At 72.7% G+C, this 11,958-nt stretch carries 9 protein-coding genes and 2 tRNA genes; 5 read left to right on the top strand and 6 right to left on the bottom strand.

Going from position 1 to position 11,958, the window contains the following annotated elements; genetic code table 11:
• Positions 1-4 precede the first annotated feature (4 nt).
• The 6 genes from KW076_RS10055 to KW076_RS10030 form a co-directional block, all read right to left on the bottom strand.
• Positions 5-1,486 (bottom strand): malate:quinone oxidoreductase, encoded by a 1,482-nt coding sequence (locus tag KW076_RS10055; RefSeq protein ID WP_224356831.1) that lies wholly within the window; start codon positions 1,484-1,486, stop codon positions 5-7.
• A gap of 129 nt (positions 1,487-1,615) precedes the next feature.
• Positions 1,616-3,277 (bottom strand): ABC transporter substrate-binding protein, encoded by a 1,662-nt coding sequence (locus KW076_RS10050; protein ID WP_224355204.1) that lies wholly within the window; start codon positions 3,275-3,277, stop codon positions 1,616-1,618.
• Between the two features lie 57 nt (positions 3,278-3,334).
• A tRNA-Leu gene (locus KW076_RS10045) sits at positions 3,335-3,416 on the bottom strand.
• 62 nt (positions 3,417-3,478) lie between these two features.
• Entirely contained in the window at positions 3,479-3,970 is a 492-nt protein-coding gene (gene bcp, locus KW076_RS10040) for a thioredoxin-dependent thiol peroxidase (RefSeq protein ID WP_224355203.1), read from the bottom strand.
• 101 nt (positions 3,971-4,071) lie between these two features.
• A tRNA-Lys gene (locus KW076_RS10035) sits at positions 4,072-4,147 on the bottom strand.
• 54 nt (positions 4,148-4,201) lie between these two features.
• Positions 4,202-4,672 carry a hypothetical protein gene (locus tag KW076_RS10030; RefSeq protein ID WP_224355202.1) on the bottom strand — a complete coding sequence of 157 codons (471 nt, stop codon included), beginning with the start codon at positions 4,670-4,672 and terminating at the stop codon, positions 4,202-4,204.
• A gap of 134 nt (positions 4,673-4,806) precedes the next feature.
• Between KW076_RS10030 and ilvD the strand changes: the two genes are divergently transcribed.
• The 5 genes from ilvD to serA all read left to right on the top strand — a co-directional run bounded on the left by ilvD (position 4,807) and on the right by serA (position 11,918).
• On the top strand, positions 4,807-6,540 hold the full coding sequence (ilvD, locus tag KW076_RS10025; RefSeq protein WP_224355201.1) for a dihydroxy-acid dehydratase: 1,734 nt from the start codon (positions 4,807-4,809) through the stop codon (positions 6,538-6,540).
• Positions 6,541-6,717: 177 nt separating this feature from the next.
• Entirely contained in the window at positions 6,718-8,577 is a 1,860-nt protein-coding gene (locus KW076_RS10020; RefSeq protein ID WP_224355200.1) for an acetolactate synthase large subunit, read from the top strand.
• 11 nt (positions 8,578-8,588) lie between these two features.
• Positions 8,589-9,098: an acetolactate synthase small subunit gene (ilvN, locus tag KW076_RS10015; RefSeq protein ID WP_224355199.1), complete on the top strand. Its 510-nt coding sequence runs from the start codon at positions 8,589-8,591 to the stop codon at positions 9,096-9,098.
• Between the two features lie 49 nt (positions 9,099-9,147).
• Positions 9,148-10,179, top strand: coding sequence for a ketol-acid reductoisomerase (ilvC, locus tag KW076_RS10010; RefSeq protein WP_224355198.1), 1,032 nt, complete (start codon positions 9,148-9,150; stop codon positions 10,177-10,179).
• Between the two features lie 143 nt (positions 10,180-10,322).
• Entirely contained in the window at positions 10,323-11,918 is a 1,596-nt protein-coding gene (serA, locus tag KW076_RS10005; protein ID WP_224355197.1) for a phosphoglycerate dehydrogenase, read from the top strand.
• Positions 11,919-11,958: the final 40 nt, after the last annotated feature.

Here is an 11,958-nt window from a genome sequence, read left to right as displayed (position 1 = left end):
GGGCTCAGCCGAGCTGCAGGGCGGCGTCGGTGGCGGAGCGCACCTCGGCCAGCAGGGACGGGTCGTCGTTCAGGGTGCGGCCCAGGGTGGGGATCATGTCCTTGAGGGCGGCGTCCCAGCCGGCCATCTTGGCGGGGAAGCAGCGCTCCAGGAGCTTGACCATGATCGGGGCGGCGGTGGAGGCGCCCGGGGAGGCACCGAGCAGGCCGGCGATCGAGCCGTCGGCGTGGCTGACGACCTCGGTGCCGAACTGCAGCACGCCGCCGAGCTTGCCCTTCTTCTTCATCACCTGGACGCGCTGGCCGGCGGTGATGAGCTCCCACTCCGAGCCGTCGGCGGCCGGGTAGAACTCGTGGAGGGTGTCCACCTTCTTCTCGTTGGACTTGAGGACCTCGGTGACCAGGTACTTGGTCAGGTCCATGTTGTCCTTGGCCACGTTCAGCATCGTCGGCAGGTTGTGCGGGCGGATGGACAGCGGCAGGTCCAGGTAGGAGCCGGACTTGAGGAAGTTGGTGGAGAACCCGGCGTACGGGCCGAACAGCAGGGAGCGCTTGCCGTTGACGAAGCGGGTGTCCAGGTGCGGCACGGACATGGGCGGGGCGCCCACGGCGGCCTGGCCGTAGACCTTGGCCATGTGCTGGTTGACGACCTTCTCGTCGGTGCAGCGCAGGAACTGGCCGGAGACGGGGAAGCCGCCGAAGCCCTTGATCTCCGGGATGCCGGAGTTCTGCAGCAGGCCCAGGGCGCCGCCGCCGGCGCCCACGAACACGAAGCGGGCGCGGTCGCGCACCTCGGTCCCCGCGGCCTTGTTCTTGACGGTGACGTCCCAGCGGCCGTCGGTGCCGCGGGACAGGCCGGTGACCTTGTGGCCGAAGCGCACGTCGGCGCCGCCGGCGGCGAGGGCGGTGACCAGCTGGCGGGTCAGGGAGCCGAAGTCCACGTCAGTGCCGGTGGGCACGCGCGAGGCGGCCAGGCGCTCGGTGCCGGTGCGGCCGTCCATGAGCAGCGGGGCCCACTCGCCGATGACGTCCGGATCCTCGGTGTGCTCCATGTCCGCGAACAGGGGCTCGGCGGACATCGCCTCGTAGCGGGTCTTCAGGTAGTCCGCGTGCGCGTCGCCCACCACGAAGGACATGTGGGGCAGCGGGTTGATGAAGTTCTTCGGGTCGGCGAGCGTGCCGTCCTTCACGAGGGAGGACCAGAACTGGCGGGTGATCCAGAACTGCTCGTTGATGCCCTTGGCCTTGGCGGTGTCCACCTTGCCGTCCTTGCCCAGGGGCGAGTAGTTCAGCTCGCACAGGGCGGCGTGGCCGGTGCCGGCGTTGTTCCACGGGTCGGAGGACTCCAGGCCGGACTGGTCGAGGTTCTCGTAGAGGGCGATCGACCACGACGGCTCGAGCTTCTGCAGCATGACGCCGAGGGTGGCGCTCATGATGCCGCCGCCGATCAGGACGACGTCGTGGGTGGTGGACGTGGGGGTGGACACGATGTGCTCCTGGTGCTCGAGGGCGAGGATCGTGCACCGGCGGACCCCGTCCGGCGGGATCCACACGCCGGTGCCTCGGGCGCTGAGTCTACTCCCGGCCGGTGCCCCGCGATGACCCGGGGCGAGGGCTCAGGAATCGGCCAGGCGCACCTGGGCGAGCGGCTCGTCGAGCTGCGGGGAGGTGGGGTAGGAGGCCACCCGGGGGCCCGTGGCCAGGGCGGAGATCGGGTGGACCAGCGGCAGCGCCGGCAGGTCGAGCAGCAGGGTGCGCCCGGCGCGCCGGTGCAGCTCGCGGCGGCGCTCGTCGTCGGTCTCCGAGGCGGCGGCGTCCACGTCCGCGGTGAGCGCGGCGTTGACGTAGCCCGTCTCCGTGCGGGCGGAGCGGGCGAACGGCTCGAGGAACGCATGGGGGTCCCGGTAGTGGCCGTCGCGGCCCATCAGGTGCAGGGCGCGGCCCCTCCTGCCCAGCACGGCCCGCCGGTAGTCCTGGTCCGCGGGCACGGGGACGGGCACCACCCGCAGGCCGACCACGCCCAGGTCGGAGGAGACCATGGCGAACACGCGCTCGGGCTCGGGCAGCGACGGCCAGGCGTGCCCCGACGGATAGAGGAACTCCAGCGGCTCGCCGCGGTAGCCGGCCAGCTCCAGGAGCCGGCGGGCGCGCGCCGGGTCGACGTCGTAGCGCGGCCCGTCCTCGACGGCGACGCCGAGGGCGGGGGGCACGAGGTCGTGGGCCAACGCCGTGCCCTGCAGGAACACGTCGGACGACGCCAGGCGCGGCCGGTCCACCGCGTAGGCCACGGCCTGCCGCAGATACAGGGAGTGCAGCAGCGGGTGGTCCAGGTTCATGCCGAGGTACAGCACGGAGAAGGGGTCGCGGGGGAGCACCTGCGTGCCGGCCTCCACGAGGGGCCTCAGCTGGCCCGGCGCGACGACGTCGATGACGTCCGCGTTCCCCCGCCGCAGCTCCCGCAGCCGGGTGGACGCGCGCCCCCACGAGTGGACGACGGCGGTCGGCGGCGTGGGCAGGCCCGCCCGGGCGTGCTCGTTCGGGACCAGGACGGTGGCGGGTCCGGTGCCGCCCAGGGGCTCGAGGACCTCGACGGACTCGGTGGGGTCCGCCCACCGGTGGGGCCCGGTCCCGGCGGGGGTGGCCACGGGCGCGCCGTCGACGTCCTGGGTGCGCTTCCACGAGGCGGGGGAGGAGATCGCGAAGCGCGGCGACGCCAGGGCGGCCGGCAGGTGGCGCAGCCGGCGGCGCAGGCGCAGGCGCACGGTGCGGGCGTCGGCGGCCGTCGCGTCGCGGAACGCCGTGGAGTCCTCCCCGGCCAGGCCCCCGAAGGCCGCCACGAACGGGGAGGGCATGGCCACCGCCTCGGCGGGCTCGCCCTCGGACCAGCGCCGCAGGTTGGCGACGACGGCGTCCGCGTCGCACGCGACGCCGTCGCTGAAGCGCAGGTCGGGGGTGAGGACGAACGTGTGCGTGAGCCCGTCCTCGGACTCGCGGTGCTCGGCGAGGAGGGGGGTGGGGGCGCCGGTGTCCTGGTCGACGCCGAGCAGGGGCTCGAGGACCTGCGCGATGAGCCGCAGCGACTCGGTGTCCCAGGCGAGGGCGGGAGTGCGGGTGAGCGGCCGCCCCGGCGCGCCCAGCACCAGGGGTCGGACGGCCGGTGCGGAGGCGGCGGACGAGGAGGAGGACGCGGGCGTGGCGCGGCCCGCGCCGCAGGCGGACAGTCCGAGGCCCAGACCGGCGAGGCCGAGGCTCAGGACCGAGCGGCGGCTGGCGTCCACGGGCTCCTCCTCGGCGGGTCTCGGACGGCGGGCGGACGCCGGGGGCGGCCGCGTGGGTGCGGGCGGGGGGACTCGAACCCCCATGTCCTCGGACACTGGAACCTAAATCCAGCGCGTCTGCCAGTTCCGCCACGCCCGCATCTCGCCCCTCGGTGCGGGGCGAGTCCCGATCCTATCGCGCGGCGCGGGCCGGGGCCGGGGTCAGTCGTCGAGGCCGAGCTCGCGGCGCAGGCGCGCCACGTGGCCGGTGGCCTTCACGTTGTACTGGGCCAGGGTGACCTTCCCGTCGGGTCCGACGACGACGGTCGAGCGGATCAGCCCCTCGGAGGTGCGGCCGTAGTTCTTCTTCTCGCCCCACGCGCCGTAGGCGGCGGCCACGGCGTGGTCCTCGTCGGAGAGCAGGGAGAAGGTCAGGCCCTCGTTCTGGGCGAAGCGGATGATCTTGCCGATGGGGTCGGGGGAGATCCCGAGCACGCGGTAGCCGGCGGCCGTCAGCGAGGCCAGGCTGTCGCGGAAGTCGCAGGCCTGCGTGGTACACCCGGGGGTGGAGGCGGCCGGGTAGAAGTACACGATCGTGGACTTGCCCGCCGAGTCCCGCAGGGAGACGGGGCGGCCGTCCTGGTCCTGCAGCGTGAACTCGGGGGCGACGTCGCCGGGGGAGAGACGGGCGGGGGCGGCGGTGTTCTCGGTCATGCGGCCACCCTAGACGGGGCGCCCGTGCCCCGCAGCGGCCGGGGCCCGCACGCCTCGGGGACGACGCAGGCCCCGTCACCGAACGGTGACGGGGCCTGCCCTGGTGCACCCCCCGGGACTTGAACCCGGAACCTGCTGATTAAGAGTCAGATGCTCTGCCAATTGAGCTAGAAGTGCAGGTGCCGCGCGGGTTCCGGATCCCTCCGGTACGCCGTGCAACGAGGTGAGACTCTACACGCTCTTCTGCGGCGGATGCAAATCGGGGTCTGCGGGCTCGGCGTAGAGGCGGTCCAGCTCGTCCATGAAGGCGGTCATGAAGGCGTGGAAGTCGGCCGCGTCGTCGGCCTGGTCGAGCTCCGCGAGTCCGTCCTCCGAGGCCTCTCCGACGGGCACGCGGGGACGGTCGACGACCTCGAACCAGGTGCGGAACCCGGTGACGGTCTCCACTTGGTAGCCGGAGCCCGTGTCCGCGACCGTCGCCACGTTGGCCAGGGCCACCTCCTCCGGGACCGCGGCGACCGCCTCCACGGGGTCGAGGGGGCACAGCAGCATCTCGAGCGGGGAGTGGCGGTAGCCGATGACCAGCGGGAGGGAGCCGCCGGAACGCTGGCCGTAGACCAGGTTGTAGTCGCCGTGGTTGAAGACGCGCGCGTCGAAGGCGCCGCGGATGCGGCGGGCGAGGGTCGGCGAGTCCATTGACATGATCTCCACCGTACGGTGCGCGACGTGCCCTGTCAGGGCCGCGCCGACGCGGCTCGACATCCGGCGCGGGCGGGGCGGCGTCATGGGCGGTCGCCGAGCCGGGGGGTGAGGGGTGGATCACTACACTTCCGGCCATGGACACCTCTGCCGCTGACCGCACCCCCCAGGACGTCGTGACCGCACCGGACATGAAGCCGCGCTCCCGCGACGTCACCGACGGCATGGAGCGCACCGCCGCCCGCGGCATGCTCCGCGCCGTGGGCCTCGGCGACGAGGACTTCGCCAAGCCGCAGATCGGCATCGCGTCCTCCTGGAACGAGATCACCCCCTGCAACCTCTCCCTGGACCGCCTGGCGCAGGCCTCCAAGGACGGCGTGCACGCGGCCGGCGGCTTCCCGCTCGAGTTCGGCACCGTGTCCGTGTCGGACGGCATCTCCATGGGCCACGAGGGCATGCACTTCTCCCTGGTGTCCCGCGAGGTCATCGCCGACTCCGTGGAGACCGTGATGATGGCCGAGCGCCTGGACGGCTCCGTGCTGCTGGCCGGCTGCGACAAGTCCCTGCCCGGCATGCTGATGGCGGCCGCCCGCCTGGACCTGGCCTCCGTGTTCGTCTACGCCGGCTCGATCATGCCCGGCGTGGCCCGCCTGACGGACGGCACCGAGAAGCAGGTGACGATCATCGACGCCTTCGAGGCGGTCGGCGCGTGCGCCCGCGGCCTGATGTCCGAGGAGGACCTGCTGCGCATCGAGAAGGCCATCGCGCCGGGCGAGGGTGCGTGCGGCGGCATGTACACGGCCAACACCATGGCCTCCATCGGCGAGGCCCTCGGCATGTCCCTGCCCGGCTCGGCCGCCGCGCCGTCCGCGGACCGCCGGCGCGACGCCTTCGCCCGCCGCTCCGGCGAGGCCGTCGTCAACATGCTCCGCCTGGGCATCACCGCGCGGGACGTCATGACCAAGCCCGCCTTCGAGAACGCCATCGCCGTGACCATGGCCTTCGGCGGCTCCACCAACGCCGTGCTGCACCTGCTGGCGATCGCCCGGGAGGCCGGCGTCGACCTGCAGCTGTCCGACTTCAACCGCATCGCGGACCGCACGCCCCACATCGCCGACCTCAAGCCGTTCGGCCAGTACGTGATGACGGACGTGGACCGCGTGGGCGGCGTCCCGGTGGTCATGAAGGCCCTCCTGGACGAGGGCCTGCTGCACGGGGACACCCTCACCGTCACCGGCAAGACCCTCGCCGAGAACCTGGCCGCGCTCGATCCGGACCCGGTGGACGGCACCGTCATCCGCACGATGGAGAACGCGCTGCACCCCAACGGCGGCATCGCGATCCTCCACGGCTCCCTGGCGCCCGAGGGCGCCGTCGTGAAGTCCGCCGGCTTCGACGCCGACGTGTTCGAGGGCACCGCCCGCGTGTTCGACCGGGAGCGCGCCGCGATGGACGCCCTCGAGGAGGGCGTGATCCAGGCCGGCGACGTCGTCGTGATCCGCTACGAGGGCCCCAAGGGCGGCCCCGGCATGCGCGAGATGCTCGCCATCACGGGCGCCATCAAGGGCGCGGGCCTGGGCAAGGATGTCCTGCTGATCACCGACGGGCGCTTCTCGGGCGGCACCACGGGCCTGTGCATCGGGCACATCGCCCCGGAGGCGGCCGACGGCGGCCCCATCGGCCTGGTGCGCGACGGCGACCGGATCCGGGTGGACATCGCCTCCCGCACCCTGGACCTGCTGGTCGAGGAGGCGGAGCTCGAGGCGCGTCGGACGTCCTGGCAGCCCGTGCCCCCGAAGTTCACCACCGGCGTGCTCGGCAAGTACGCCAAGCTCGTGCACTCCGCCGCCGAGGGCGCCTACCTGGGCTGATCCGCGATCGTGCGGGGGTGCGGGTCCGCCACGGTGCGCGCCCCCGCCCTGCCCTGGTCTCGACATGCGAGCGCCCGTCTCGGAAAGTGAGACGACCGGGGTCCGATTGGTGGGCCCGGTCACGGCTCCGCATACTGAATCCATCCCCGAGCCGACACATGCAGCGAGGTGCATCCGATGAGCACGACCCCCCGCGCCACCGCACCGGCGGCGTCCGCCGGACGGGACCAGCGCGGTCCCACCCGCACCGAGACCGTGGAGCCCCGCGTGCCCGGGCCCGCCGCCGTCGTGGAGCCCACCGTCATGAACGGCGCCCAGGGCATCATCCGCTCGCTCGAGGAGCTGGGCGTCGAGGACGTCTTCGGCCTGCCGGGCGGCGCGATCCTCCCCACCTACGACCCCCTGATGGACTCCTCGCGGATCCGTCACATCCTGGTGCGCCACGAGCAGGGGGCCGGCCACGCCGCGCAGGGCTACCACCTCGCGGGCGGTCGCGTGGGCGTCGCCATCGCCACCTCCGGCCCCGGCGCCACCAACCTGGTCACCGCCATCGCGGACGCGCACATGGACTCCCAGTCCGTCGTGTTCATCACCGGCCAGGTGAGCTCCGCGGCCATCGGCTCGGACGCCTTCCAGGAGGCGGACATCGTGGGCATCACGATCCCCATCACCAAGCATTCCCGCCTGGTGACCCGCGCCGAGGACATTCCCGCCGCGCTCGCCGAGGCCTTCCACATCGCCTCCACCGGCCGGCCCGGGCCCGTGCTCGTGGACGTCACCAAGGACGCCCAGCAGTCCGAGTTCGAGTTCTCCTGGCCGCCGAGGCTGGACCTGCCCGGATACCGCCCGGTGCTGCGCGGGCACCCCCGCCAGATCCGCGAGGCCGCGCGCCTGATCCGCGAGGCCCGGCGTCCCGTGCTCTATGTGGGCGGCGGCGTCGCGCGCGGCGAGGCGCACGAGGAGCTGCGCGCGCTCGCCGCGCTCACCGGCGCCCCCGTGGTCACCACGCTGACGGCCCGCGGCGTCTTCCCGGACTCGCACCCGCAGCACCTGGGCATGCCCGGCATGCACGGCGGGGTGCCCGCCGTGGCCGCGCTCCAGCAGGCCGACCTGCTGATCACCCTCGGCGCCCGCTTCGACGACCGCGTCACCGGCCACCTGCCCTCCTTCGCACCCGGCGCCAAGGTGATCCACGCGGACGTCGACCCCGCCGAGATCTCCAAGAACCGCCTGGCGGACGTGCCGATCGTCGGCTCGGTGAAGGAGATCATCCCGGACCTCGTCGCCGAGCTCGGCGCCGGTGCGGACCTGCCCGACCTCGCTCCGTGGTGGGCCACCCTGGAGCGCCTGCGGGAGACCTATCCGCTGGGCTTCACCGCCCCTGACGACGGCCTCATGGCGCCGCAGCAGGTCATCTCCCGGATCTCCGCGCTCTCCGGCCCGGAGGCCGTGTACGTGGCCGGCGTGGGCCAGCACCAGATGTGGGCCAGCCAGTTCGTGGAGTACGAGCGCCCCCGCCAGTGGCTGAACTCCGCGGGCCTGGGCACCATGGGCTTCTCCGTGCCCGCGGCCATGGGGGCCAAGGTGGCCCAGCCGCAGCGCACCGTGTGGGCCATCGACGGCGACGGCTGCTTCCAGATGACCAACCAGGAGCTGGCCACCTGCGTGATCAACGGCATCCCGATCAAGGTCGCCGTGATCAACAACTCCTCGCTCGGCATGGTCCGTCAGTGGCAGACGCTGTTCTACGACCAGCGGTACTCCAACACGGACCTGAACACCGGCCACGGCACCGCCCGGATCCCGGACTTCGTCAAGCTGGCCGACGCCTACGGCGCCGCCGGCCTGCGCTGCGAGCGCGAGGAGGACCTGGACGACGTCATCCGCCAGGCCCTGGAGATCGAGGACCGGCCCGTCGTCGTCGACTTCGTGGTCTCGCGCGACGCCATGGTGTGGCCGATGGTGCCCGCCGGCGTCAGCAACGACGCCATCCAGATCGCCCGCGGCATGACGCCGGACTGGGACCACGAGGACTGAGGAGAGGCCCGATGGAACGACACACCCTGTCCGTGCTCGTCGAGGACGTGCCCGGCACCCTGACCCGGGTGGCCGGCTTGTTCGCCCGACGCGCCTTCAACATCCACTCCCTGGCCGTGGGCGTCACCCAGGTCCCCGGGATCTCCCGGATGACCGTGGTGGTGGACGCCGACGCCCACCTGCTCGAGCAGGTCACCAAGCAGCTGAACAAGCTGATCAACGTGATCAAGGTGGTGGAGCTGGCCGGCGACTCGTCGGTGCAGCGCGACCACCTGCTCGTGAAGGTGCGGGCCGACGCGTCCACCCGTGGTCAGGTGGTCCAGGCCGCCGACCTGTTCCGCGCGCACGTGGTGGACGTGGCGCCGGACTCCCTCACCTTCGAGGCCACGGGCACCCGGGAGAAGCTCGAGGCGTTCCTCGAGATGATGGAGCCCCACGGCATCCGCGAGCTCGTCCGCTCCGGCACCCTCGCGCTGGCCCGCGGCCCGCGCTCCATGACCGACCGGGCGCTGGCGCGCTGAGCGTCTGTCCCGGATCCGACCGACCCCCCTTCAAGGCAAGGAGAACAGCATGACCGCCCAGAAGTTCTACGACGACGACGCCGACCTCTCGATCATCCAGGGCCGCACCGTGGCCGTGATCGGCTACGGCTCCCAGGGCCACGCCCACTCGCTCTCGCTGCGTGACTCCGGCGTGGACGTCCGCATCGGACTGGCGGAGGGCTCGAAGTCCCGCGCCAAGGCGGAGGCCGAGGGCCTGCGCGTCGTGGACGTGGCCACCGCCGCCGCGGAGGCCGACCTCATCATGATCCTCACCCCGGACCAGGTGCAGGCCGACGTGTACGACGAGCACATCGCCCCGAACCTGCAGGAGGGCGACGCCCTGTTCTTCGCGCACGGCTTCAACGTGCGCTTCGGCTACATCCAGGCCCCCGAGGGCGTGGACGTGGCCCTGGTCGCCCCGAAAGGGCCGGGCCACGTGGTGCGCCGCGAGTTCGAGGCCGGCCGCGGCGTGCCCGCCCTGATCGCCGTCGAGCAGGACGCCTCCGGCCAGGCCGAGGCTCTCGCCCTCTCCTACGCCAAGGCCATCGGCGGCACCCGCGCCGGCGTCATCAAGACGACCTTCACCGAGGAGACCGAGTCGGACCTCTTCGGCGAGCAGGCCGTGCTCTGCGGCGGCGCCTCCCAGCTGATCCAGTACGGCTTCGAGGTCCTCACCGAAGCCGGCTACCAGCCGGAGATCGCGTACTTCGAGGTGCTGCACGAGCTCAAGCTGATCGTGGACCTCATGGTGGAGGGCGGCATCGCCAAGCAGCGCTGGTCCATCTCGGACACCGCCGAGTTCGGCGACTACGTCTCCGGCCCGCGCGTGATCACCCCCGAGGTGAAGGACCACATGAAGGAGGTCCTCGCGGACATCCAGAACGGCGCCTTCGCGAAGCACTTCATGGACGACCAGAAGGCCGGCGCCCCGGAGTTCACGGAGCTGCGCGCCAAGGGCGAGTCCCACCCGATCGAGAAGACCGGTCGCGAGCTGCGCCAGATGTTCTCGTGGCTGAAGGACACCGACGACGACTACACCGAGGGCACCGCCGCCCGCTGAGCCCCCCGCCCGGTGACGTCCGACGCCGCCGCGCCCCCGCGTCATGCAGGGGCGCGGCGGCGTCGTCTTCCGGGGCGCACATAGTCATTCCGCTAGGGTCGAGCCACCGGAAGGTCCGCCCCCGCCCCCCGAAGGAGTCCGTCGTGAGCGCCGCGAAGCCCGTCGTCCTGATCGCCGAAGAACTCTCCCCCGCCACCGTCGAGGCCCTGGGCCCCGACTTCGAGATCCGCCACACCGACGGCGCCGACCGCGCCCGCCTGCTGGCCGACCTCCCGGGCGTGGACGCCGTCCTGATCCGCTCGGCCACGACGATGGACGCCGAGGCCATCGCCGTGGCGAAGGACCTCAAGGTCATCGCCCGCGCGGGCGTCGGCCTGGACAACGTGGAGGTCCCCGCGGCCACGGCCGCCGGCGTCATGGTGGTCAACGCCCCGACCTCCAACATCGTCTCCGCCGCGGAGCTGACCTGCGGCCACATCCTGTCCGTGGCACGCAACATCGCCCCGGCCAACCGGGCCCTGAAGGCGGGGGAGTGGAAGCGCTCCAAGTACGCCGGCGTCGAGCTGTTCGAGAAGAAGCTCGGCGTGATCGGCCTGGGACGCATCGGCGCCCTCGTGGCCGAGCGGATGAAGGCCTTCGGCATGGAGATCCTGGCCTACGACCCGTACATCAGCGCGGCCCGCGCCCAGCAGCTCGGCGCCACCCTCCTGGACCTGGACGAGCTGCTCGCCCAGTCCGACTTCATCACCGTCCACATGCCCAAGACCCCGGAGACCGTGGGCATGATCTCCGACGCCCAGTTCGCGACCATGAAGGACACCGCCTTCATCGTGAACGTGGCCCGCGGCGGATTGATCGACGAGGACGCCCTGGACCGCGCCCTCGAGTCCGGGGCCATCGCCGGCGCCGGCGTGGACGTGTTCTCCTCCGAGCCCGCCACGGACCTCGCGTTCTTCCGCCACGACACCGCCGTGGTCACCCCCCACCTCGGCGCCTCCACCGCGGAGGCCCAGGAGAAGGCGGGCGTCGCCGTCGCCAAGTCGGTGCGCCTGGCCCTGGCCGGCGAGCTCGTGCCCGACGCCGTGAACGTCGCCGGCGGCGTCATCCACGAGGACGTGCGCCCCGGCCTGCCGCTGGCCGAGAAGCTCGCCCGCGTGCTGCGCGCCCTCGCCGGCGAGCGCTCCCTGGCCTCCGTGGACGTCGAGGTGGCCGGTGAGATCGCCGTCCACGACGTGAAGGCCCTGCGCCTGGCCGCCCTCAAGGGCGTGTTCACCGACGTCGTCTCCGACCAGGTCTCCTACGTCAACGCCCCCGTGCTGGCGGAGCAGCGCGGCGTCGGCGGCCAGCTGACCACCGCCGCCGAGGCGGGCTCCTACCGCAACACCGTGACCGTGGCCGCGGTGACGGACGAGGGCGAGCGCCTGAGCGTCACCGGCACGCTGACGGGCCCCAAGCAGGTGGAGAAGCTCGTGGGCGTCGGCCGCCACGAGATGGAGGTCGCCCTCGCCGAGCACATGCTCCTCTTCCGCTACGCCGACCGCCCGGGCGTGGTGGGCGTGCTGGGCCAGTCCCTCGGCGAGCAGGGCGTGAACATCGCCGGTATGGACGTCTCGCGCGACGAGCAGGGCTCCGCCCTGGCCGTGCTCACCCTCGACGCCGCCCTCGCCCCCGGCACCGCGCCCACCCTGGCCGCGGCCATCGACGCCGACCGCGCCGCCGAGGTCAACCTGGCCGACTGAGCCGACCGGCCGGGCCCCGAGCCCGGCTCCCACGGCCCCG

It is taken from the genome of Micrococcus porci (genome assembly GCF_020097155.1).
Classification (GTDB): domain Bacteria; phylum Actinomycetota; class Actinomycetes; order Actinomycetales; family Micrococcaceae; genus Micrococcus; species Micrococcus porci.
This window is presented reverse-complemented; position numbering and strand designations above follow the sequence as displayed.